Here is a 23,745-nt window from a genome sequence, read left to right as displayed (position 1 = left end):
ATCGCCAGGCAGCCACCACAACGGCCGGCGAGAACGCTAGTTCCTAGTGTACCATTGCCCGCTCTGATTCCAACGCGCCGCGTCGATCAGACGCAATTGCCCGTCGCCATGGACCGCGTGAATGAAGAAATTGCACAAGTGGCTTGCGCGAGCGCGCATCAGCAACGCGGAATAGGATTGGCGTATGATCGCTTCCCTCTCGCTGGCGATCGCGGCAACAGTCGCGATGAGGGCGTGCAAAAACGGATCCGCTGCCGACAAAGCGTGATGCGACAGGATGCTCACTGTGAGGTTCAACCGTTTGCCGCCCGCGGCCCGCAATTGTTCAAGGCCGATCGGGGTCGCGCCGTCGCTGAGACATGTTCCGATCATTTGCGCCGTTCCGGTTTCGCTCAACGCTTCAGGCAGTCCTGCCAGTATGCGACGGGTGACGCGGAGCCCATCGGGGCCACCATGGCCGATCGAGGGACCGGCCAGTTCTTCCGGATAGGGCAACATCGGCGGGTTGGCGATGACCGTGTCGAACTGCCGCCCCCGCACCGGCTCAAAGAGGTCCCCCTGAAGCACTTCCACACGATGCGACAGCCTGTTGAGCGCGGCGTTGAATTGTGCGAGCTGCACAGCGTCAGGATCGGATTCGACCGCGGTCACGCAACCCGCAACGACGGCGCTGTGCAAAGCGAGCAGGCCCGGACCGGCGCAGAGATCGAGGCACCGCCCGCCGGCCCGTGGCAGGATACGAGTCAGCAGTCCCAGTGAGTCGTCGCCGAAATAGAATTTCGGATTGGGCCCCGGCGGCTGGCATAACAGCCATTTGCCGAAAACCGGGAAGACGACCAGCCCACACGTCATCCAGGCGTGCCCGCGGTCTTCGGTGGCAATGCCTAGACTGACCATACCGGGGATGAGATTTCCGATATTCTCCGGCAGCGCCTCGCGCTCCACGGGTCTGTTCAAGAGGAACAGATCGACCAGCGGCCGCATCTCCGTTGGAACTCGGTCGCGGTAGAGATCCCATGCGGACGGCCTGGGGCACAACGGATCGAAGCATGCGACCCATTCGCCCAATGCCGATCGGGAAAGCGCGTCCCCCAGAGCTGCAAGGTCAAAGTCCTGACCGGTGCCGAACCTGCCGCTTCGCCCCTGCACCATGGCCGAATCAGCTCCAATTCAATCAGCGACGGGCTCAAAGCAGCGCATGAATTCCTGCTTGGCAAGACGAGGCGCAGTCTTGGGGCGCGCGAGATCAATCCGGGACTGCAAGTTGGTGCGAATCTCAACAAAGGCTGAACCGCGCGCGGCAAGCGCGTTTCGTACGGCATAACCAACCTCAGCGCCGCTGGTCGCTTGCTGAACGGTAGTGTAGCCGCAGGCGCGCGCCACAGCCGGCAGATCGATCGCAAACCCCCTGGTCGGCGCGCCGCCGACGGATTCATGCGCGCCGTTGTTCATGACAACGTGCAACAGGTTCGGTATCGCGGCGCTGGTTGCCATTCCCCCCATATGCATGATCAGGGCGCCATCGCCGTCAATGCAGACGATTGTTTTGTCCGGTCGCGCCAGAGCGATACCGGATGCGATCTGCAATGCGTGTCCCATGGAGCCGACCGTCAGAAAATCACGCGTCGGATCGGCCCCGTCGATGACCCGCATTTCATAAAGTTCGCGCGACACCTTTCCGGTGGTCGATACAATGACCGCGTCTTGCGGGAGGCCCTCCAGCACCGCTTTCACGCCGTCTGCGCGCGACAAGGAATATGGCGACATCGGGAGATCGGCTTTGCTACCGCTGAACGTGTCACGGCGCACGACCAAAGCGACGGGGCGCGATTCCGCACCTGCCCGATCGACAAGCTCGCCGACGACCTGCTCGACCCCCGTGGTCTCCGCTTGCAGCACGACGTAAGGGATGTCGAGGCATTCCAGCAGGCCGAGCGTTATTCGACCTTGCTTGGCGTGCTGCGGCTCATCTTCGATTTGCTTTCCGTCACGCATTTCGCCGCGCCAACCGATCAGCAACAAGGCCGGTATCGCGTAGACCTCCGCATCCATGAGCGAGGTCAGCGGATTGATCGCGTTGCCCAGCCCCGAATTCTGCATGTAGACGCAGCCTATGGCGCCGGTGGCCAGATGATAGCCGGCAGCAAGCCCTATGGCGCTGCCCTCGTTGGCGGCGATCACATGACGCTCACCGGGCACGGCTCCGGCCAGGCAGGCGCTAAAGGGCAGCAAAAGCGAATCCGGCACGCCGACAAAAAAAGTAACCTGACAGTTTCGCAGGAATGCGATGAAAGCCGATGGGTCGATCATCTCATGCGGTTCCAGGAATGAGCCGCAGAATGCTGTCGACCGACATACACAAGGAATCGGCCTCCCGACAGCGGCTATTTTCCAGGATAGCCCTTGCCACCTGCATCATCGCTGGATAGGCGGCGCGTAGAAGATGGTTGGCATAGATCACAACATTTATCCCGCGCGCCCTGAGTTCATGCTCATAGACGCCGCTGTAACTTGTCGGTACCGCAACCAGGAATGTTTCAGTATCCGCTTTGCGGAATTTTTCGCAGAAGGCGAAGATTTCATCGGGCTCCTTGCTGCGGCTGTGAATCATGATCCCGTCGGCACCGGCCGCGACATATTCCCTTGCCCGAAAGAGCGCGTCATCGAGCCCGGCATTGAGAATGAAGCTCTCTATCCGACCGATAATGGCGAAGTCGCCGGTCGCCTGCGCCGCCTTTCCCACGCTGATCTTGTGGCAGAAATTCTCCACGCTCTCGCGGGTCTGCGTCACGTCGTTGCCGAGCAACGAATTGCGTTTCAAGCCGATCTTGTCTTCGACGATGACGGCGGATACACCCAAGCGTTCGAGTGAGCGTACGGTGAATGCGAAGTGTTCGGCGCGCCCACCGGTGTCGGCATCGTAGATGAGCGGCTTGGTGGTGACCTCGAACAGATCGTTGATCCCGGCAAAGCGCGCGCTGTGGTCCACTGCTTCAGTATCGGGCTTTCCCCTGACTGTGGAATCAACGAGGCTCGATGACCACATCGCATCGAACCCGACCGACCGACCGTCGCGCTCGGCGGCGATAGATTCGACAATCAGTCCGGATAGAGGGCTGTGCACTTCCAGTACGCGCACAAAGCCAGATCCGGCCAGTTGTCGGCGCAGCTGGCGTAGACGGACCGTCGGAGTGGTTCCCAGCACGACGTCGAAAACGGGAAGACGGTCACTGGCTCCACTGGCGTAAGCGATCTCGATGATCTGTCCACGCCATTCGAGCATCGCCGCCAACGCTTCCTCCCGATGGCTGCTGTGCACTTCGCCATGCCATTCGTCGCCGCAGATCAGATAGTCCGGCCTCAACCGCCGCAAGGACAGAAGGTAATCCGAATTCTGCTGTGACACGACTTCCTTGACGCCTGCGATATTTTCCAGAATTCGCTTGCGGTACTGGTAGTTCGGATGCAGCACACCGTCAACTTTCGTACGCGCTGGATCTGTCAGCAGGCCTATCACCACATCGCCATAGCGGCGGGCGGTTTCGATGACGTTCATTTGGCTTTCAAGAGGAACCTCCGCGACCATTGTGACGTAGACGGTCTTAGGCATGATGCTCGCTCATCGGCCACTGCGATCAATGGCATCCTGCCGTAAAATTATTGCACGCACAACCTCCGCGAGCGAACTATTTAATCAACAATTTGCTTTCGCACGTCGCACGTCCGCGAAGCCGGATGACGGCAAACGTCACGGGTGAGATATAATGCGGCCACCGGGCCGATGCTGCGAGTATGTGTTCGCGTTTCCGCACGCGGGACCGAAGGAACAGCGGTTTCGTTTCCTTGATGCGTGTCAGAGCAACTCGCCCTTCACAGACCAGTCCGCCTACACCTCGCCCTGAAACAGTCGTCCAAAGAGGTTATCCTGTCAATCGGCATCGGATCGGGACCCTGGATCGGCGCCCAAAAGGGGCTCTGACGCAATCTCGATGATACTCACCGCCGCTTAGGTCGCGCCGATCAATCTTGCCTGAAGGAGATCGATCTTTGCTCTACCGTACATCTGTCGCTTAACGAGTTTGAGCTTGGTGATCTGGCCTTCGGTCTGGCCATTTGACCACGGCTGGACCAAGGCAGCATGGACCGCGACGACGTCTTTGGTGATCCCCGAGGCGAAGGTGGCGAGCAGGCTTTCGCTTGCGGCAGCAATCCAGGGGAAGAGATCGGCCTCGGTCCTTTTTCGGATCATGGTGTGAAAGCGATCGGTGAGTGTTCGCGCGGCGACCAGCGTCGGCACGCCGGCCTCGATAGCTGCTATGGTGACGGTATCGGCTTTGCTCATGTGATCACGCGCCAACGTCATCAGCCGTGCGATCGTTCGGGCCGAGGGGACCTTCTGCAGTTGCTGATCGCTGGCTTTTTCGGCGCGACGGCGCCGGGTCGCCCACTCGCTGACCACCCGCTGCGAACCGCGGAAGCCATCTGATTTTAGCCGCCGCCAGAGTTTGGCGCCGTTCCGACAGCCTTCAGCCCATTGGGCATCGAGCAATGGTAGGTGTGCATCGAGCTAGCTTTGCCGTGTCCTGAATACGTCGCCTCTATCGCCCAGAAGGACCTGGCGGACACGATTGCGACTGTGGCCTGTTTTGCGAACGATCTGCTTGATTGCCGCACCGTCCTTGGCGAGCGCCAAGATGGTGGAGATGGTCTCCTCGCGTCGCAAGTAACCCTCGTATTGCAGTCGTTCCGCGCAGCTCAATAGTTCTGGATTGATCGTCGTCGCGCCGATCGCTGCACGGATCGGACGCATCGATTTACGGACGGCGCTCAAGAAAGCCGCGCTCGCGTTCTCCATAAGATGCCAGCGATCGGCAACCTGGGCGGCGCAGGGTAATGCCTTTGAAGCTGCGTCGCCGTATGCGCCACCACGATCGCGAGATAGGACGGTAATGTCGGGATGACCAGCGAGCCAAGCCTCAACTGTTGCCATCTCTCGATCCGGCAAGAGTGCCACGATGCGTCGTCGCTCCAGGTCGCAGACGATTGTTCCATAGCTGTGGTTACGTCGGAAGGCTCAGTCGTCGATACCAACAACGTTCAGCGGTTCGGTGCGAGAGCAAGCGCGAGCTCGTACCACGCGGAGAACGGTATCATTGCTGACTGGTAGCATCAGTCGTTTGGCGAAGCTCGCTGCCGGCCTGCCGCCGAGAGCTAATCCGAGATGATGGACGACGAAGTCCAGCCGGCTGGTACGGCGTGACCGAAGGAGAAGAACGGTCTTGTCAAAGCGTTCGGCGAAGATCCTTCTCCGGCAATGCGGAGTGTCGCAACAAAACCGGCGGGTCACGACCCGTAGCCGTACGCTCCGACCTGAGCACGGCAGGTCCGACACTTCACGAAGCACGCCGAGCATCGTCTTGCTGATCCGGAACGCCATTCCCACTTCGATCTATGTTGCACTTTCATCCGCCGATGAGAGCGCTATTCTGTTTCAATCAACACGCGAATGTGCGTTCGGCTGCGGTGTCGAGCTTCATCCGCCCGTCATTGCCCATTTCATCCAGACATCGGCCGGCTGCGACGCCAGGTGATGCAGCGCACGGCTCTGCAATTCCGCCGCGCCGGCTCGGCCCTGCACGACGGCGACCATCAAATCGCATTTGCGGGAAACGGCCATGCCGACGGCTTGTCGCCGTGTTCCGTCGGCGAGATCGTAGTGTCGCGCCCGGCCCGGCATGTCAGCAATCCGCACTACATCGCCATGTTGCAGCGGGCGAAACCGTGGACTGATCAGATCAAGGTCTGCAACGCGGTCGACCTCATCATCGTCTGCAACACCACTATCGCAATTGCAGAAGCCGATCTTGGGACGAATGTAAAGCTCCATCTCGGCGCCGCAGGAAGCGGCTGCGCAGCGATAGGCGCGGCCGGGCGGCCAGCCGTCGCGCGGAAACGGCCAGGCGATATCCTGCCAGCCCTCCCCGCGCGCCGGCGCGGCGACATAGGCCGCGATGGCGGCGGGCGTCGCCAGCCCAAGCACCACAGCCGCGATCATCGCCATTCGTTGTGCCATCCGTCGTGCCTACTTCAGCCCCGCCGCTTCCCGCGCAGCTCCGGTCAGCTCGAGGATGTGCAAACCGGTATTGGCGCGATCGACAGCGTAAATATAGCCGCGCTCGTCGGTCTCCAGATTGTTGGTTTGGATGGCAACGCGACAGCGCTCCTTGCCTTCCACGGTGACACAGCGCTTGTCAGTCGCCGCGGTGATCGACGGGATGAAATAGCCGACCTCCTTAGGATGGTAAGGATCTCGGATGTCGAGCGCGCGCACGCCGGCGTTGAAGAATGATATAAAGGCCATCTTTTTGTAGTAAATCGGCGCCATGTTTTCGTTGGAAGAGTGAGCTCCAAACCTGCCGCCCCGCTCGCAAAAGGAGCCGCTGGCTTCCGGCACCGTATAGCTCGAGATCACCATCGGCCGATTCTCCACCGTTACGTCGGCAAACCACACCATCTGCCGCGGCTCGGCACATTCGTTGAGGATCGCTTCGTCGACGATCATCACGATGTCGCGGTTCTTGCCGTCCTTGTCCTTAGCAAATTCCGCGATCGGCATCTGCAGCATCGGGAACGTAGTATGCGCGCCGTTGAACGCCGACAATGCCATCCGCGAAATTTCCGGGTAGCGCAGATTGTCCGGCGTCGGTTCCTTCGGCCCGTTGATCAGCTTTTCACGATCAATGATCTGCATAAAGCCACCCTTGTTGGTGCCATAGCCGAAATAGACTCGGTTGCCCTGCGGCCCAGCCGAGATGGTGCCGTGCGCTTCGGTCGGCACTGTGCCGGTCGCGCCGGGCTCCTGCCCTGGCAGGCCGAAATCGCGGATCTTGACGGGATGTGCGGGATCGCTGAGATCGTAGACCTGCGTCATGCGCCGGGTCCGCCAGTCGGGCGCGCCCGAGATCAGGAAGGCGATGCCGGTGTCGCATTCCCACCAATTCTTGTGTGTGTCTTTCAGGCCAGCGATGCGCGTGATCAGCACCGGGTTGATGGGATCGGCAACGTTCCAGATTTCGTGCGCTTCGCCACCGAAAGTGCGAAGCATGTAGACAGCATTCTTGTCGCCCTTCGGCAGCGCGGTGCCGTCGCAGACCCGGACCATCTGCGCGCCGCCGGCCTCATATTTGCCTTCCTGTCCCGGAATGTGCCGCAGATATTTTGGCCGAGTGGGATCGGTGACATCAACAATGGATGTTCCATTAGGCTCCGTCTTGCCGGTCATCGGATTGACCGGTGCGGGGATTTCATCGCTGCCGCCATGATGTCCGATGTAAGCGATCCAGCGATCACCCTGATTGTGTATGGTCGGCTGATAAGCACTGCGCGCCTGCAGGTCGTTTATGCCCACGAGCTTCATGTTGGAAGACTCCGGCGGCGCGCCTATCACCTGTTGCTGCGCGTTAGCTGAAGTAAAACTTAGCGTCGCCGTCAAAAAGAACGCGGCAAGTGGTTGGACGAATTTCATTCTTCTTCTCCTTAAGGTCGTCAGATCGCGGCAGATAATCGTGATGGAAATCAAAACGTTGCGCAAGCTAGTAATGATCGGTTTCCACTGACTGATACGGTTGGGCTGTTAGCGCATGAGCTTCGGTGCCAGCGCGGTCGGCGTAGCTGGTCGGGCTTGCGAAGCCGACCGCGCGGTCATTGCGGGCACGAGAATGGCGGGGGCTGGTGTCATATCACGCAGCGAGCCGTGAGGGCGGACGGTCTTTTAATGCCGGCACCAACTTTCAATCGCGATCCTAGACTCGGCCAGTGACGTCCACTAACATGAGAGGACCGAAAACGTCACACCTGCCGACGTTTACTTTAGCAGAACGCAGACGCGTTAAACTTGCCACCATCGCGAACCGAACGCCAGCAGCACCGACTGCAGGCCGCTTAAACTATAACCCTGATGTGCCAGAGCCTCTCTTCTCGGAACATCTGATCAGTCTCAAATTGCCTGACGACGGACAACTGGGCACCTGCGCGGCACCATCACCTATGACTGGGTAAAAGAAGGACTTGTGGTATCACTGAACGTGAGCCCGGAGCGCCTCGCTAAATAGAAAGTCTCGGGTCGGAGGGTAGCTTAAGTCGACTTACAGGTGACTATCTACTGTAGTGGCCTGTGATCCTCACCAGCCGGGGCCAGCGCCCGTTGTAGCCCAACATGCGGTAGTTCCAGGCTTCACACGCCGGCACGTCGGCATGGCCCCAGGCGATATTGGCGCGTTCCGCCGATGCCCTAATCGTGCTGCCGTACAATGCTCGCGTGGCCTGGTGCCCATCGCTCACCTTAGAGCTGACGGGCGGATGACGCTTAACTAAGCTTCAACCATACCTGGCGGTTACAAGAAACGATGCAATCTGAATCCACGGCCCCGGCGATCAAAGAGCTAGAACGCGCAATCGTCGGCCCGCGATTGACCTACGGCGGTCATGAAGTGCTGCGCTGGAATTTCAGCAACATTAAGGTCGAGACCGACAAGGCCGGTAACAAGTCCTTCCACAAGGGTAAGAACCTCGATCGCATCGACAGTGCTGTGGCAGCCGCAATGTACGTGGCGCGTGCATCTCCCGGCGACAGTGGACGTTCTAATTGGACGACGACGACATGGCTGAACGGCTGAGGGTGCTTTGATGACGAAGCCGAAGGCTGCACCCATCGACGTAAAACGGGCGGGTGAAGCCTAACGACGATCAGTTCGGCTTCAGGCCCGCCTCGCGGATGAGCGCGCTGGTTTCCTCGAAATCTGTTTTCTGAAACGCCGCGAAGGTCGCCGGATTGTCCGAGCCGGCTAGTGACATTCCCTCCTGGGCGAGCGCTTTTTGCAAGGCGTCCTGCTTCATGACCGATTGAATGGCCGCGTGCAATTTTTTGATGATCGGCGGCGGCGTCTTAGCGGGCGCGTACAAGCCGAACCAGTTGGTCGAATGCAGTCCGGTCAGGCCGACTTCCTCCGCGCCGGGAATGGTTGGCATCACCGACGAGCGTTGCGGGGTGGTGACACACAGCGCCACTAAGGCGCCGGATTCCACATGCGGCAAGATTGAAGGCGGCGTACCGAGAACCATCGGAATGCTCCCGCCCAGCACGGCCGCCACAGTCTCTGCGCCGCCTTTAAAGGGCACGTTTTCCAGCTTCACGCCCGACAGTTTCGAGATCTGAAACATCGGAATCTGAAAACCGACATTCGAGGTGCCGCAGAAGACGCTCTCGTTTCCCACCTTCGCCTTAGTGACGAACTCGGCCCAGGTCTTCACGCCGAAATCTTTCGAGATCGCGACGACACTGGCGTTCGACGTCATTTGCGAAATCGGGAGCAACGCGGTCAGTGGATCATACGAGAGCTTTAGCATCGCCGGCGCAATGGTCTGCGATGTGTTCGAGCCGAGATAGAGCGTGTGCCCGTCGGGCTCGCCGCGCACGACCGGCAAGGCGGCCAGCGTGGACGATGCGCCCGGCACGTTTTCAATGACATGTTTTGCGCCGAGCGCCGCATTGAGATGATAGGCGTATTGCCGCATTGTTAGATCGGCCGAGCCACCCGGCGGAAAGCCGACAAAATAGCGGATAAGCTTGGTGGGATATTGCTGCGCGTGAGCCACGCGAGGGGTTGCAAGAACCGCCATGCCACTGGCAGCACATTGAAGAAATCGACGGCGATCCATAAAGCAATCCTTGCAAGAGGCTAACCGGCTCGACCGTTATCTCGCTATGTTTCGTCCGGCCCGCGCTGTACTTTGTTTGCAGCTTAAACGTTGTGTTCCAGCTCGTCTTAGGTTGACGGCGCCATGTCTGGTTCGTTTTGCGCCCACGTTAACTCAACCTCGACGCTCGCGAAAGCGCCTAGGAAGGGTCTCGGCTGGCTAGGTCGTGAGCCCATAAATTTGATGGGCTTACGCCGCGCCAGAGTCCGATACCCCGAGAGCCGACATATTGCTGCATAGCAGCGCAACGACGGCATGTGCCAAAAGCGGCGGTTGGTAGAACTGGACCCGCAAGTAGAAATCGGGTCGCCATCGAACCGTTGTAAAGCTAACAGTTCATTCTATTAAGCGGCGGGCTCAGATGAATGGATATAATCTGAACGATGATTATCGCCACCTGCTTGGAGAGGTCCTAATCCTTTATTTCGGTACTCCAGTCGTACTCATCAGTTCGATGAATGAAGACACTTCGATAAATCTAGCTCCAGAAGTCTGCAACAAGATCTGCCAATTGCAGATTTTGAGCACACCTACCCGGACGACTATCGGGTAATCCTGACCATGCCCGACGGCTATGAGCTGGATGTCGGTGGGATTAGCAGGCAGACCGGCGCACCGAGGCGGGGGGTTCTGGCAGTGGTCCTGCCCCGGCGTAATGGGGCAAGCCGACAGCCGCGACAAGGCCATGGTGGCGACCCGTGTCCAATCGTAGATCGTTTTATCTGCCGGGCGACGTTCCGCAGACCACCCAATGATAAGCTTGGTGACGGAGACAGCTTCGAGCGAGGCTTTTTTGGACGGCCCGAGGGATAAGGAATGTCCTGAGAATTGAAGCACTACGTCCTCTCGCTCACCCTCTGCGAGGCGTTTTAACTTCAGTGCTGCTGCTTGCATGATCCGAGCAATGCATCGGGCAACCAATTGGAGCGCGGTCTCGTCGAGTTGTAATCCGCGAGCGCTCGAGAGCTCGACCGCAGCGTTTTTGCACCACTGCGTCATTTGTATGATGTCAAAATCGCCATCTCGAATGGCGAAAGCGGCTTTGAGATCGCTATAGTCCCCCGAGAATACCGCGGGCTTGTTCAGAAATGGTGCGGCGCCGTATTCCGTCCGCCAGAGTGTTTGCTCGCTCGGGTTGTTGCGATATTGGGAGATCAGCCACTCGCCCACGGGAGCAGCTAAATCCAATGCTTCTCTCTCCGAGAGCTGCTTCGGCCAAGCACGAAGGGTCGCCCACCTGGCTTCGATTTCGGCGAGCGCAGCGGCATGCCTTACCTTCGCTTCGGCCGGGTCTCTCGTGCCGAGCGTGCGCAGTTCTTCGCGCTTTCCGACAAGCTTCAGCAACCCATCCGGCACGCGCTTACGCAGCCAATAGATTCCGGTCTTCGGGTGCTTCCAAGGACGTGACCTTGCTAAGGGCATGTGTATCACCCGTGTGTATCAAACGGGCAGCCCTAAGTCATTGAATTCGCTAAAAAGCTCTGGATATCAGAGGCTTGGAACGTGTTTGGCGGAGAGGGGGGGATTCGAACCCCCGATAGGCTTGCACCTATGCCGCATTTCGAGTGCGGAGTGTCATAGCGGAATCAATAGCTTAGATAAGGTTTTAGCGGCGTTACGGATGTTATTTAGCGGCATAACGTTGCTGCTTTGCGGGCGAAATATTCGATGACGTGGACGGCAACTTTCGTCCAGGGCAGGAATGGCGACTTGAAGTGCAGGATCACGAGCGGCGGCTGCTCTATTCGATCAAAGTTAGGTCGCAGAAATTAGCGTGACGCGCTCTCGGGCGTATCGGCCCACGCGGATCGCGTGACGGGAAGCTGCGACTTGAACTGGAGAAATTGAACAGGATCACGGCGGATCACCGTTCTCGAAAATCTGCTTCTGCTTAGCATGGACCTTTCGAGCACAAACCTCGCGAGCATCTTGCGCTTGAGCCGCCAACCGTGCCTTACGGGCCTGCTCGCGTCGCGCTTTGGCTGCTGTGAGGGGCGGCGAGGGTTTCGTTGGGGTACGCTCCGACAGAAGTTCTGTATTTCTTGTCTCTCGATGAACGGTTTCTGCGGGGCTCGTTCGTCGTGCCATGATTTCTTGGTATCGCATCTCAGTATTTAGGTCGGTAGCTTCACCGGTCGTTCAACCACCTCGAACACCGAATGCGTCTGCCCTAGTTGAGCGTCGAGGCGGCTCCATGGCCAACGGAATTCTGGAATTGGTTGGTAAGAACGCTGCCGCTGCTTGTGTCGCAATTCAACATTCGTGAGACGATCCCGAAGACCCACAATTTCAATGACTTGACTGTCTCATATTATAGTCTCATAATGCAGCTTCCAGAAGCGGAATGAGTGAGTGAAAAAATGAAGATTGGATACGCTCGCTGCTCGACGGACAGTCAGGACCTCCGTCCCCAGGTCGAGAAGTTGCGTGCCGATGGATGCGACAAGGTGTTCAGCGAGAAGATGTCCGGTGCTCGCACGGACCGGCGCGAGTTAGCCAAGGCCGTCGCGGCTCTCGAACCGGGCTTTACCCTCGAAGTGACCGCGCTCGACCGTCTGGCTCGATCTTCTCGCGACCTGCTGAACATCGTCCACGCTGTGACCGAAAGAGGAGCCAATTTCCGGTCGCTTCGGGAAAGCTGGGCCGACACGACCACACCGCACGGCAAGCTGATCCTGACCGTCCTCGGCGGCATTGCCGAGTTCGAGCGCGAATTGATACGCTCTCGGACCAGCGAGGGGCGCGCACGTGCCGCAATACGCGGGGTGAAATTCGGGCCGAAATTTAAGCTGACGCCAGCGCAGCGCAAATACGTCGCCGCTGAGCGGGCGAAGGGCGAAGGAGTCCGTCAGATCGCGAAGGTCATGGGCGTCTCCCCCGCAACTATCGGACGAATACCAGCGGCCGGTGATGCTCCCATCTGTGCCGCATCACCATCCTCGCACTGATCCTGCCTGCGGTTGGCCGCCATCGCATGAAAGCATTACCGACGTGCGGCCGGGCTAGGGAGTGTGGTAAAAATTGAGGCACGCCACGCAAACTGAGACTGCGCGGCGATCATGCCGCGCAGTGACACAATTCAGCTTACTTAGCGTTCAGATCAGCAATAAGCTGGCTCGCGCTGCTCGGAAGCAGGCCCCTCTCTTCGAGTGCTTCGATCACCAGAATGGCTTCTGCCTTCAGATTGGCCTCGGGCATCCGCAAAAACTTATTCGAAACAGTCTCCGCCCGAGCTTCGGTTTCCCGATCAAGTCGCATGTCTTGGCGGTGCAGCAAAGTGAACCGCTTCATCCCAGAATAAGCCGGACCGCCCGGCCGAACCTCCCCGCTCGTTGCAAGCTCAGTCTGCACATCAGAAGAGGTGATGTTGCGCTTTGTAAGTGCCGCCAATGCAGCACCGTACTTGCTTACTCGGTCGGCTCGCGTGCCTTTAGGGAAGCACACCTTGGAGAGGCGCTGCATGGAGGTCTTGACGTTGCCATGCTTCTTGGCCCCGTTTTTGATCAAGAACGCCTCAAATGCGACCTCGTTCAGCCTTTCAGTGCTTGGATTAACGAAGGTCTCCCTGACCCTCAACATCATTCCGATCAGCTTCCAACCAGCTTTATCAGCCACGTCTTCGTCGTCGTCCAGCGACTTCGAGACTCGACCCGCTTCTTCAAGCGCAGCTTGATGAAGCTGTTCAACGGCTAAGGGAAGCTCTGCCTCGGCATTGCCTGCAACATTCGTTGCCAGGGCAATGTTTTCAAGTGCACCAGTATTGCGGTCTGCTTGAGTGTCGGTGAGCGGCGGGAAGGGGCGAGTGATGACGTGATCAGAAGAAGAGGTCAGAGCGAAGGCCCTTTTGTCGGGGTTACCATCCGAGCGATTTGCTCTGGAGGGTGACCGTGGCCAACAAAGACCCGTCTTCACTAAAGACAAATATACACCAATTATCATTTTTTGCGAGCGGAATCTTAGTGCCTTGAGGGGAGCACCACCAAAGTGGCGCTCACCCTTTTGATGTTGATCAGCACGCTCGACATGCTCGCGGCAGATCAACATCAAAGTATTCAATGTGATTGTTTTAGGCATAGAGATTCTAATGCACCGCTTTTGAAAAGCAGCACTTAAGTCGGTTCTAAGCATTGAATGAAGCGTCCGTGCGGGTTCCGCCCCGGCCTGTCAGTTCAACTATGCCGCCACAGTCGTGCTTGCGACGAAGAGCGCTGCGTCGCCGTAGACGACATCGTTGGCCACCTTGATCATGTAATTCGCCCAGCCTTCGTTTCGCACGGGCTTTACGTCAATTGTACCGATTGCATGAATTGCTGACCACTCGTCTGTAACAACCTCGCTAAACTCGTTCGTGCGGTCTTCCGGCACGTGCCACGCCAAGTGCACGTGAATATTGCTGTTCTGGTGCTCAATGAAGCCGATGTAACCTGTTCGCCTCATCGCGGGGCGTCGGTGATATCTGGAGCCGTAAAGAGTGTGATCGATGCGGGCGTGAAGGCGGTTGAGGTCCGAATGCACTGTCTCAAGTGGCACCTTCAGAACGGTCGGCATTCTATAAGTCTCTCGCTTACAGAGTTGCTTCGCCTCAGCGCCGCGCCTTTCAGCACGCATCGAGAACGATCCGTGCCTATTCGTTCTGGGTACCAGCACAGGTTCGCCCTGAACAATCCGATAGCCTGGGAAAGATGTGCCGCCGTACACTGGATTGTAGTTTAGCGTAACAGCGTGAGTACCTCTACGGGATACCATGAACTCCCTCCAAGCCTGGATCAACGTTTTGGGCACCGAACCGCTCATAGGTACAAGCTCTGCAGCCACTCGTTCACAAGAGCAGAGATTTCTTCCGCGCTGCGACCTCCCTCTGCTTCTATCGGCTCTATGATCACGTGTGATGAGGGACGAAAAAGCTGTCCCTGGCGCCACACCGCGCGGAAGATCAGTGTCCAATCCTGATCGGGGTGTTCGATAACGTATCGGTAGCTCGTTGCATCAGCGGGCACACCAGACCTGCTCCAACACTTTCGTGCCGTCACGCAGGCATCTTCGATGGTCCACAGCAGAGCTTCGTTAGGAGCTAAATATTGAGTAGCGAGCCGCTGCACCGCTAAACAGTTCGCGTCATATACAATAGTTCGTTCGTGCATGTTTCTCCTGACAGACAGAACCGATGTACGTTCCGCCTGCACTATTTAGTTTGGAGACATACATGCTTGGAAAAACGCTGATCGATTTGTACTATTCGCTGTCCGCATTAGGAATGGTCAGATCAAAACGAGACTTCTCTCGGCGGTTTTTGAATCGGGGATTGACCTATTTTCGAGATTTCGAACAACGAAATCGTTTGAACGTAAGGGTTCCTTTTAAGTCTGTTAATGCGCTACGAACCCGTCTTCAGGCGATCTCTCGACTGTTACCAAAGGCAACTGAGTCCGAGGTGTCAAAACTGCTCGACCAGATCGACCGCGCATGCAGGATTGCTGATCAACTCGGGTATGGGCGGAAAGGGCGCTGAGCGTGAGCGGATCGACAACCAAATCAACAGCAGTCATGAGCTTCGAGAAGCCATCTCGCCATGCGCCCTTCAACCATGAAGTCCATTGAGACGGACAGGTCCACTAAAAGAGCGCTCGCTCTTCAGAATATGGTTCCCCTAAAGAGACCGCATCAAAAACCCCCCGCAAGAATTCAACAATCACAGGTATCTGCGCTGCCTCTCGCCCAGGGCAAAACTCAAAAGCACCAACGCTTGGGAATAAATATCGAGGGTTAGCGCCAAACGCCGAGGGGTGCCTAACGAAAAGATTTTGAGTGGAGCCTGCCATCCTCACGCCTGCGGCATCCCCTGGAAAAAGAATGTAGGCGCCACGACTTCCTAAGATGCCATCACGATATGTGTGCATCTTGAAAAGATCGTCCTGTTTATGGAAGCGAGCCATTTCAGAAGTGTAGTCAGAGCCTTGCATATCGACCTGCGCGTCTTGCAATTCTTCCAAGGCGGCGGCTCCAAGGGCGACCATCTTCGTTCGGTACTTGGCGTCAAAATGTAACCAGTGGCGCCGAGCCTCCCCTTGTCCGCCGACAATAAGTTCTAGGCTATAATCGGGATCGAACCGCGATGTGTAACTGCCCTGCCAACCGGCATCTCGATTGGGGCGAGGGAAGACACGGTTGTAAAAAAGATTTATATTGAGAGGCGTTGCACTGTCTGAATAAGTAAAGCGGACCCGACTACGGCGCCCCTTTTGCAAACGAATCTCTAGCTTGCCGTTAGAGGTGTCAAAAGCAGCACCAGGAATTGAAATGTCCTCTGTTGCGAGGCTCGCAATTGCCTTACGCAACATGAAGAAGCACCAATACTCATAGAGTTCACTAACTGGACGGATATCGCCAACAAGGCCATCCGCAAAAACCTCAGCCCTCTTCCATGGTAATTGAAGCCCCATTCGGAGCGACATGTCATAGTGAAGGATATCCTTATATCCTCTGCGCTTCTGAAGCACCTGGGAGTTACCAGGGTAGATTCGCATCGGGCTGATAGGACGCCAAACGTTTTCGCTCAGCACTTCATCCAAATAAGTGATCCATGACTGAATTTCACGATGAGTGGATGGACGATTTGCCTTCTCCATGGTCAACGCTAGGCGTTGAGCGACAAGATGCAATTCCTCGAGAAAATTACGAACATATCTGTTCTCGGCTGTATCTGTACTCTCCCGCATTTCAAGCTGAGGAAAGCTGAGAGGTGTATGGCCCCGGAACATTGCCGACAACGTTCCGCCTCTTGCAAAATTTGCTTCATCCAAATCGCCGATGAACGCTGCAATATCGGGATCATAGGCAACATCAAGAGTGTCGTTCTCACGATGCTCCTGCAACACGCTGTGAAACGAGCGGCGCACCTCATCAAGCGCTACCGGAAGATTGCGCTCTGCCATAATATACCTCATTTGAAAAATGAGCGCAGCCTCGGTCGCATCGGACAGATCGGAGAAATCGAACTCTGAGCTAGTTGGATTATCGAACTGCAGGAGCAACTCAGCAAGCTCCTCCGCGATTGCGTCTAACAGAGCCCTAAATTCATCGAGATAGCCGATTTTCTTGCAGACCACCTCGGCTCGAACGGACATATTCGCGCCCAAGCTTAAATCCAGAACCCCTGCGTGATCACGGAGACTCAGGCGACCCTGAATAGTCGTCGTCGCGTTGCCGTTACGAAGCCAGCGTCTGCTTGGATCAGCTTTAAATATGGTCGAAAAACGGGAACTAAAGGGCCAGCCTGGAGCGGTCGAGCAACACTGCACGGCTTCATCAAAACTTATAGGCAAAGTCACATCGATTAGATATTCGGTATTCTCACAAAGCTGAAACACTTCAAATAAAGCCGGAGCATCATTACGCCAACACATTGCCGGAACGCCCTGAAGTCCCTGCAAAGCGGATTCTTCCTCCGCGTCTGAAAGATTCATTATCTCAGGAAGCTGCTCGATAGGCTTGCCACTTCCGCGAGCCCACTCGATTTGAAGGCGAGCGTTCGAAGGCCAAGAGAACGTGGCACTATGTAACCGGACCGTCACGGCTTAATTTACAAACGAGACAAAGCCAGCCGCACTTAGCTTATCGTGCATGGCACTCAGTTTCTTCCTTGATAGGGGAAATTGATTTTCAACTATCATGACTTTTCGATCTTGCGAAATTGAGACACGCTTGCTGATCCCAATCGAATAGGCAGCAGCAGGATTATCCTGCCCTCCGTTTCCGGCAAGGAATGCAGAAAGCGCGATCAAGCTATCTCCTATCGTTCTTCTATTTCCGTGTATCTTGGGCAATAACTTTTGAATGATTGCTCGATCTAAACCATTTGCCCAAGACGCAAGAATTTCTCCTTTGTCGGCCCCGTTCGCAATTCGAGAGCCGATCCATATCGATAGGTAGACAAAAATTTCCTTGGAAGCCCTATAACCGAACGAAAAGCCTATTGGATCGAGCAAATCATAGCAGCCGTCAAGAACGGCGATTGTGTTGCTACGAATTGCGTCGATCTCATCGGCCGTAAATCCGTGTGAGCTTAAGCTGTCGAGCACTGTTGCCGGATTAGTCAGTGCATTCTTCTTACCCTCGCGATCCGCAATTGCAGACTTTAGAATTTCGTCCGCAACTGAAATGCTCAAACTCCCGCCCGGCTCGCCGCGCTCTTCGGATAAGAGGTACGAGCTTGGCTTCTCCGAATTGAGTTCGATTACATGCGCGCGATCCAACACTTTCGGAGAAAACATGTACGTCGTATCATCGATGTTAACTGTGCCAACTATGAACAGATTAGCGGGGAATATAACGCTGCGCCCTTCTGCAAGGATTGCTTTTGCAGCCTCGGCCTCAGGAGTAGTAGCGTCGTCAGCGTCCAACACCATCGAAATAATTTTGAGGTCATCGCTAGAAATCAAAGCAAGATTGCCCTCGGCGTCAACCATCGCTGACGCCTCCATCAGCGACAAAAACGGAGCAAAATAGCGCTCAACGTGCGAGAGGTTCATCTCATCGAATATAAGGAAATGCGGTGTATCCGCCGCATCGGAATGGCTTGCGCGAAGGACCAGACGCACAGCCTCAGTGATATCGTAACTGTCGAAACTCGACAATCCGTCCGCCGTTTTGCGTTCTTTACCGAAAGGAGATCGAAAACCCATCAGTCGCTTGGGAGATGTCCAATCCGGCCCAACAGAAATGAATGCGAACAAAGAACCCTTGGCTGATTCGATGTAATATCTTTGCAGACCTTCGGCTAACTTTAGCGCGGCGCGTGATTTACCTGTGCCGGACGGTCCCGTTAAAATCGTAAAGTTTTTTGCAGCGAGAGCCGTTACGAGATCGAACGACACTTCGGTTAGGTTCTCCTGAGCCGGTTGAGTGGACTGCACTTTGCCGGGCAGATAACTGTCCGGAGTAGGCTCATCCGGTGAAAACATCGTCACCCCGACTTCACTGAGATGCGTATTCGTGTCGAAGATTTCGGCAATTTCGGTCGGTGTAAGTCTAAGCCTGTTCACGAACTCAAGTGAAAGTTTGCTCATTCGCTCCTGATCGTTGCCCAAACCGGCAACTAATGGCTCGATGTCCAGGGAGCGCCAGTACCATGATGCAATGTCTGCGAGCCGTGGTAACGGCTTGTTATTGGCCGCGTGTATCAACCTCTTAAGATGTTTTTCATATCCGGGCTGAAGGCTTGCTAGCCGGGGCTTAGCGTTGGTGAGCCGTATCACCGACTGCCAAGGAACGCCTGAAATTGTCGAATTTGTTCCGTTCGACCTGTATCGTTCTGGCCTGAACCCCGATTTGCTTTCCTCCATTACGGCAAAGGGGTTGAAGAAATAGCGGTCGGCATCAGCTATTCGTGTCCGTCCCAATTCGTCCAATGCGGACGCGAAGGCGGGCTCAGATTCGGCAATGGCCGCCTCATCACTTTGCTTGATTGCAAGACTTCGCTTTACAATTAGAAAATCAAACAGCGTTGTTCTTTTAGAACGAGAATTACCTAAGCGGTCGATGGCCGCTTTAATTCTCTCGGCGGAAACATACAAAGCCATAATTTAATTCCTTAGTCTGCTTCCTCTTCGGTCGCCTCTTCTCGGGCAACCTCTAACAGCCTATCGACCATCAGCTTGCAAAACTGTTTCTTGATATCAATTCCGATGGACCTAAAACCGTGCTTGCGTGCGAAGATCAGGCTTGTGCCGCTACCGGCGAATGGATCAAGTACAATGCCGCGCGGCGGTGTCGTAGTGAGTATCGGGATGCGAACGAGGTCTTCAGAAAACCGCGCCTTGTGGCCGTTGGCTGTACCTCGGACTGCCGCTACCTCCCATGTATCAAGCGGGGGAAGCACTGACCCCGATTCAGCGGTGCGCCCAACCGAGTTTTTGTCGAAGAAATACCAGCGCTCTTTGACGAAGTGAAAAACATACTCGTGCGAGATTGAACAGCGATCACGAACTTGGTCCGGTATCGGATTTGGCTTCAGCCAAACGTTGTCATTGCGTACGGTCCACCCCTTGTCCTGCATAGCGATTGCAAGACGATGAGGGATAAGCAGCAATTGTTTTGGAACACACCACTTGCCATCTCCCTTCCGATCTTGTGGTCTTAAACCAAATCTCCGCGCGTTTTGTTTGGTCTCGCCACTTTTGTGTTCACCCTTTCCGCTCCAGTACGTATCTCCGATATTGACCCAAAGACTGCCATTCGCGGCGAGCACCGGCCTGCAATCCTCGAAAACTGAAATTAGCTTGGTCACAAAATCGGAAGGATGCGCCTCCAGTCCAATTTGCCCGTTTACCTCGTAGTCACGCTGGCCGTAGAAGGGAGGCGAAGTAACGATACAATTTACAAGTATGCCATTTTCGGCCAGCAGCCTGAGTCCGTTATGTACGTCGGTATTCAGGATGATCGTGGTGTCGTCGGCGTAATAAGCGTGCTTTCGCAAATCTTCCGAGAGGAATGCTTCTTCGGACAACACCATGGGGTGCATCGCGTCGTTGGCTTTGGTTTTCGGCGGCTGCTTGACTTTGGCTGTTTCGGGACCGCGCGCATTATTGACCACCAATTTAACCGATGATCTTTTCATAAAGCGTTCCCTTTTATTTAAGACTATCATGTACACCCGGCATCGCTCAATTGCGGGCGAGTCGACGGTAGCATACCTCAGCCCACGCTGGGGTGGCCGACACAGAATTTTGCATTATTGTAGCCGTCGCAATTCAAGTGCGTCTTGCGCTTCCTAGGAGGCGTTCTGCTAATGGCCTTGCATTTGCTACGTTGCGCGTGCGCACAAGCGACTGTTCTTTGGTCAAAGTCTGCGGCGTGAATTTTTCAGGGCGAGAATGCTCAACGGGCGCCGTTGTTACCGGAGTAAATGAAAAACGATAGCGGGACCATCGCCAAACAAGTCTCTAGTGGTTGGTGTCACTTAGAGACGCAATCGAATTGCTCACCAGTCTGGCCATCAACCGCCGATCTTGTCCATTTCGAGCTTGACCCGCCACATCGCGTGACCGTGGCCATATCTATCCCCAATATCCGGCCTTGAATGGCCAAGGATCAAGGTCATCATCTTTCCGGGCATTCGATCCCGCATTCTGTCTGCGGCCCGATGCCGGGCACTGTAGAGCGTTTTGGTGCCCGTATTGACGTTGAATTCTTTAGAGGCAAGCTTGCCATTTAAGGCTACGAGCAGCGGCTTTAGCTGACGTTTGAACAGCGGTCCACTAATTTTCTCTGGCAAAAGACCGCTGTCCAAGACCGCCTGTGGCACCGGCAGATTTCGTGGGCCGAACTTTCGGCTCTTGTCTTTCAGAATGCGAACGTGGCGAGTCCGATGAATAGTTCCTGGCTGATCGGGGTCTTCAGCCAATTCCCATTCGTCCTTGACGATGGAGTAAATGCCACCCGGCCGGATGCCGCTCGACACGTGCCATAGCCACATCAAGCGCTCTTCGGCATCGAGCTTGTCGAGGTTCGCTCGGACCGTCTGTACATCCGCCTCTGTATAGGGGTCGCGCTTCTCGGCTCCCTCGTCGCCGTCAATCGAAACGGTCGAAAACACGTTACGAGTCAGTCGGGGATGGTCGGCGTTTAGTTGTTCGAGGTTCACAGCCGCTTTCAATTGAGCTATCGCCCGCCGAATCGTCGCGTACTTGATGCCTGTGCCATTCTTTCCGCCCTTCTCAAAAAGATGCGTCACAAGCGCCTTAACGTCAGCCCTGCTCGAGGCCGCAATCGTCTTGCCGCCGTTTACGACCTTGAACGTGGCCAACGTATCGCGAGCGAGTTTCGCGTCCTCGGCATTTTTGTTTTTCTCCCGAATGAAATTTTCGATGATTTCGCTATCGCCCTGGAGCTTCGCCGCCCGCTCCTTCCCACCAGCCTCGCTCCAAGCCCTTCGTAATGGAGGAGGCAGTTTCGCTGCGTCGAGTTGAAAATCGTCCCGGACCTTTAGGTTGCGACGCGTAATCATGGACCCGTCAGCCTGGAAGACTGTGATCTCGCTTTGTGTGGCTACGGTCATAGAGCCATCGGAATGAGTGTACTTTCCAGGCTCGATCTCAAGCCGAAGTACCTCGCGACGAAAGCTGCTCGCTTGGCGAGTACGGGCAGCGTGAACGACGAGCAGCCTTTTGTGCTGCGCAATTAACGGAGCGGCGATTGCTTCAGCCTCTCGACGGTCGGCTGTACCGAGGCTCTTCTCAACTGCCCGTTTCACGTCTTTCTTGTCTGAGATCAGCGCAAGCGTTTCACGAAGCGCCAATGGATACTGAAGTCTGATGTGCCAATTTTGGCTGCCGGGCCGCCGATAGAGGTAAGTTCCCCGTCTCGCCATCGCTTCGAACTCCTCGATTGAAGCCGAGGGATTTAATGGCGACCATTAGCGGCAGTCAATAGCGGCAGGGAAACAAGTCCAAACCTCAGAAGATATCGAGCAAAAATACAATTGGATCAACAAGTTGGCGGAGAGGGGGGGATTCGAACCCCCGATAGGCTTGCACCTATGCCGCATTTCGAGTGCGGTACGTTCAACCACTCTGCCACCTCTCCAGGCCGTTCAGAATCCGCGGTCGCCCGCGGGTGGTTGGGCGGTGTTCTAGGCGAGGTTGGCGCGGCAGACAAGCCGCCCGGCAGGAAATTTGGCGAATAGAGGCGAAGGCTGGCATGCCTGCGGATAGGCGTGGCGCCAGAGGGCCCCGGCGGGCCGAAATGGCCCCTCATCCAGGACGGCACGTTCCGAAGGAGCGTGCCGTCCTGGCCGGGCCTGCCTCAGGCCTTGGCCTTCTTGGCCTTCTTTTCTTCCTTCGTGTCGTCTTTCTTGTCGCCCTTGGCGTCGTCCTTGTCCTTCTTGTCGCGATGTCGGTTGGTAAAGCGGGCATTGCCGAGGCCGGTGCCGATGGTCAGCACGCCCCAATGGTCGAAGTCCTGCATGAAAGGAATCTCGCTCAACCCCTGCGCGACGCCGTCATTGTGCATCAGTACCGCGGTATCGTGGCCGCCGATCTCGGGGATGCCCTCGGCGATCAGACCCGGCAGGTTGAACTTGCTGCTCTCCCAATTGCCCGGCAGGTTCTGCGCGCCCTTCTCGATGGTGCCGTCCTCGTTGATCACGCCGGGGCAGGAAATGCCGATGAACGGCGCCAGCTTGAAGCCCTCGGCTTCGGCCGCCGTCAGCAGGTCCTTCAGCATCTTGACCAGCCGCTTCACCGCGCCTTCGCGGGTCGGTTCGTCATCGGCGTGGCGCCACAAATCGGACTTCCAGACCGACGCCTTGGACAGGTCCGGCGCCTTCTTCCACTGCGTCCCGACGACGCCGCAGCGGATGTTGGAGCCTCCGATGTCCACCGCCAGGATGCTGTCATGGCCCTCGAAGATCCACGACGGCGCCAGATGCAGGCAGCCGAGCAGCCCGGCTTCATCGGGGTGGAAGCGGATCGGCACCAGGTCGACCTCGATGCCCTCGGCCTTCAGCAGCAGGTCGGTGCGGGCGATCGCCATCTCGCCGACCCGGCTTTGCCGGAAGCCGCCTCCGACCACGATACATTCGGTGCCGGCCCAAGCCTTGCTCTTTAGAAAGCGCCGGGTGACGTAGGCCAGCTCCTGCGCGAAATCCTCGATCGCGCCGTGCACCAAGGCTGCCGCCGCGATGTCGTCGCCGACCAGCGCCTCGGAGAGCGTCGACTTGCCGATTTCCTCCGTCGCCTTCTTGCCGAGCGGGTCGTCGCCGTTCTTCTGCAGCGGTTTGCGCAAGCCATCGAGAATGCGCTGGAACGCGCCCTTGCTGGCGCGGTCGCCGAGAAAGCCGTCCTCGTCCTTCAGTTCGATATTGAAGCTGTCTATTTCCACCGAGGGCAGGCGCGTTGCACCATGCCGGGCGATGCCCGTCGTCGTTCCGTTGTCGTCAGCCATTTTGCCCCTGGGGTTCGAAAATCGTGTGACAATGCGCAGGGAACCGGT

15 protein-coding genes, 1 tRNA gene and 2 pseudogenes are annotated in these 23,745 nt (G+C 56.6%); 2 read left to right on the top strand and 16 right to left on the bottom strand.

Annotated elements, in window-relative coordinates:
- Window positions 1–36: 36 nt before the first annotated feature.
- The 6 genes and pseudogenes from FIU28_RS02600 to FIU28_RS02575 all read right to left on the bottom strand — a co-directional run bounded on the left by FIU28_RS02600 (window position 37) and on the right by FIU28_RS02575 (window position 7,525).
- Window positions 37–984 (bottom strand): methyltransferase, encoded by a 948-nt coding sequence (locus FIU28_RS02600; RefSeq protein WP_168204632.1) that lies wholly within the window; start codon window positions 982–984, stop codon window positions 37–39.
- A gap of 186 nt (window positions 985–1,170) precedes the next feature.
- A complete protein-coding gene (gene aepY / locus FIU28_RS02595) occupies window positions 1,171–2,310 on the bottom strand; it encodes a phosphonopyruvate decarboxylase (RefSeq protein ID WP_143571537.1) in 1,140 nt (379 codons plus the stop codon).
- 1 nt (window position 2,311) lies between these two features.
- On the bottom strand, window positions 2,312–3,610 hold the full coding sequence (gene aepX / locus FIU28_RS02590; protein ID WP_143571536.1) for a phosphoenolpyruvate mutase: 1,299 nt from the start codon (window positions 3,608–3,610) through the stop codon (window positions 2,312–2,314).
- 396 nt (window positions 3,611–4,006) lie between these two features.
- Window positions 4,007–5,401, bottom strand: a pseudogene (locus tag FIU28_RS02585) (ISL3 family transposase); the annotation flags it as partial.
- 132 nt (window positions 5,402–5,533) lie between these two features.
- Window positions 5,534–6,073: a hypothetical protein gene (locus tag FIU28_RS02580; protein ID WP_143571535.1), complete on the bottom strand. Its 540-nt coding sequence runs from the start codon at window positions 6,071–6,073 to the stop codon at window positions 5,534–5,536.
- 9 nt (window positions 6,074–6,082) lie between these two features.
- Window positions 6,083–7,525 carry an LVIVD repeat-containing protein gene (locus FIU28_RS02575; RefSeq protein ID WP_143571534.1) on the bottom strand — a complete coding sequence of 481 codons (1,443 nt, stop codon included), beginning with the start codon at window positions 7,523–7,525 and terminating at the stop codon, window positions 6,083–6,085.
- Between the two features lie 874 nt (window positions 7,526–8,399).
- Between FIU28_RS02575 and FIU28_RS02570 the strand changes: the two are divergent.
- Window positions 8,400–8,675, top strand: a pseudogene (locus FIU28_RS02570) (terminase TerL endonuclease subunit); the annotation flags it as partial.
- A gap of 70 nt (window positions 8,676–8,745) precedes the next feature.
- On the opposite strand, the gene FIU28_RS02565 reads toward FIU28_RS02570, so the two are convergent.
- On the bottom strand, window positions 8,746–9,717 hold the full coding sequence (locus FIU28_RS02565) for a Bug family tripartite tricarboxylate transporter substrate binding protein (RefSeq protein WP_143571532.1): 972 nt from the start codon (window positions 9,715–9,717) through the stop codon (window positions 8,746–8,748).
- 459 nt (window positions 9,718–10,176) lie between these two features.
- Window positions 10,177–11,178 carry a DUF6538 domain-containing protein gene (locus FIU28_RS26255; protein ID WP_168204631.1) on the bottom strand — a complete coding sequence of 334 codons (1,002 nt, stop codon included), beginning with the start codon at window positions 11,176–11,178 and terminating at the stop codon, window positions 10,177–10,179.
- 926 nt (window positions 11,179–12,104) lie between these two features.
- On the opposite strand from FIU28_RS26255, the gene FIU28_RS02555 reads away from it, so the two are divergent.
- Window positions 12,105–12,704, top strand: a complete 600-nt coding sequence (locus tag FIU28_RS02555; protein WP_368039457.1) for a recombinase family protein — start codon at window positions 12,105–12,107, stop codon at window positions 12,702–12,704.
- Between the two features lie 136 nt (window positions 12,705–12,840).
- On the opposite strand, the gene FIU28_RS02550 is transcribed toward FIU28_RS02555, so the two are convergent.
- From FIU28_RS02550 to FIU28_RS02515, 8 genes are all read right to left on the bottom strand, one after another.
- On the bottom strand, window positions 12,841–13,830 hold the full coding sequence (locus FIU28_RS02550) for a hypothetical protein (protein WP_143571530.1): 990 nt from the start codon (window positions 13,828–13,830) through the stop codon (window positions 12,841–12,843).
- Window positions 13,831–13,929: 99 nt separating this feature from the next.
- A complete protein-coding gene (locus FIU28_RS02545; protein ID WP_143571529.1) occupies window positions 13,930–14,304 on the bottom strand; it encodes a hypothetical protein in 375 nt (124 codons plus the stop codon).
- A 1,064-nt stretch (window positions 14,305–15,368) separates the two neighbouring features.
- A complete protein-coding gene (locus tag FIU28_RS02540) occupies window positions 15,369–17,219 on the bottom strand; it encodes a DUF2357 domain-containing protein (RefSeq protein ID WP_143571528.1) in 1,851 nt (616 codons plus the stop codon).
- A gap of 111 nt (window positions 17,220–17,330) precedes the next feature.
- Window positions 17,331–19,334 (bottom strand): McrB family protein, encoded by a 2,004-nt coding sequence (locus FIU28_RS02535; protein ID WP_143571527.1) that lies wholly within the window; start codon window positions 19,332–19,334, stop codon window positions 17,331–17,333.
- 11 nt (window positions 19,335–19,345) lie between these two features.
- Window positions 19,346–20,371 carry a DNA-methyltransferase gene (locus tag FIU28_RS02530; RefSeq protein WP_246660841.1) on the bottom strand — a complete coding sequence of 342 codons (1,026 nt, stop codon included), beginning with the start codon at window positions 20,369–20,371 and terminating at the stop codon, window positions 19,346–19,348.
- Window positions 20,372–20,749: 378 nt separating this feature from the next.
- Entirely contained in the window at window positions 20,750–22,123 is a 1,374-nt protein-coding gene (locus FIU28_RS02525) for a DUF6538 domain-containing protein (protein WP_143571526.1), read from the bottom strand.
- Window positions 22,124–22,248: 125 nt separating this feature from the next.
- Window positions 22,249–22,338 (bottom strand) — tRNA-Ser (locus tag FIU28_RS02520).
- Window positions 22,339–22,557: 219 nt separating this feature from the next.
- The gene (locus FIU28_RS02515) at window positions 22,558–23,697 is read right to left on the bottom strand and encodes an ROK family protein (RefSeq protein ID WP_143571525.1); all 1,140 of its coding nucleotides are present in this window, start codon (window positions 23,695–23,697) and stop codon (window positions 22,558–22,560) included.
- Window positions 23,698–23,745: the final 48 nt, after the last annotated feature.

The sequence above is a fragment of the Tardiphaga sp. vice154 genome, from assembly GCF_007018645.1.
GTDB lineage: Bacteria > Pseudomonadota > Alphaproteobacteria > Rhizobiales > Xanthobacteraceae > Tardiphaga.
Note: the sequence above shows the minus strand (reverse complement) of the source record. Positions and strands in the feature narration are given on the sequence as shown.

Coding starts and splice junctions, on each gene's coding strand:
- FIU28_RS02575 (WP_143571534.1), bottom strand. CDS start 7,525: ATGAAATTCGTCCAACCACTTGCCGCGTTCTTTTTGACGGCGACGCTA.
- FIU28_RS02540 (WP_143571528.1), bottom strand. CDS start 17,219: ATGAATCTTTCAGACGCGGAGGAAGAATCCGCTTTGCAGGGACTTCAG.
- FIU28_RS02525 (WP_143571526.1), bottom strand. CDS start 22,123: ATGGCGAGACGGGGAACTTACCTCTATCGGCGGCCCGGCAGCCAAAAT.
- FIU28_RS26255 (WP_168204631.1), bottom strand. CDS start 11,178: ATGCCCTTAGCAAGGTCACGTCCTTGGAAGCACCCGAAGACCGGAATC.
- FIU28_RS02535 (WP_143571527.1), bottom strand. CDS start 19,334: ATGGCTTTGTATGTTTCCGCCGAGAGAATTAAAGCGGCCATCGACCGC.
- FIU28_RS02550 (WP_143571530.1), bottom strand. CDS start 13,830: ATGCCTAAAACAATCACATTGAATACTTTGATGTTGATCTGCCGCGAG.
- FIU28_RS02600 (WP_168204632.1), bottom strand. CDS start 984: ATGCGGCCGCTGGTCGATCTGTTCCTCTTGAACAGACCCGTGGAGCGC.
- FIU28_RS02580 (WP_143571535.1), bottom strand. CDS start 6,073: ATGGCACAACGAATGGCGATGATCGCGGCTGTGGTGCTTGGGCTGGCG.
- aepY (WP_143571537.1), bottom strand. CDS start 2,310: ATGATCGACCCATCGGCTTTCATCGCATTCCTGCGAAACTGTCAGGTT.
- FIU28_RS02545 (WP_143571529.1), bottom strand. CDS start 14,304: ATGCCGACCGTTCTGAAGGTGCCACTTGAGACAGTGCATTCGGACCTC.
- FIU28_RS02515 (WP_143571525.1), bottom strand. CDS start 23,697: ATGGCTGACGACAACGGAACGACGACGGGCATCGCCCGGCATGGTGCA.
- FIU28_RS02530 (WP_246660841.1), bottom strand. CDS start 20,371: ATGAAAAGATCATCGGTTAAATTGGTGGTCAATAATGCGCGCGGTCCC.
- FIU28_RS02565 (WP_143571532.1), bottom strand. CDS start 9,717: ATGGATCGCCGTCGATTTCTTCAATGTGCTGCCAGTGGCATGGCGGTT.
- aepX (WP_143571536.1), bottom strand. CDS start 3,610: ATGCCTAAGACCGTCTACGTCACAATGGTCGCGGAGGTTCCTCTTGAA.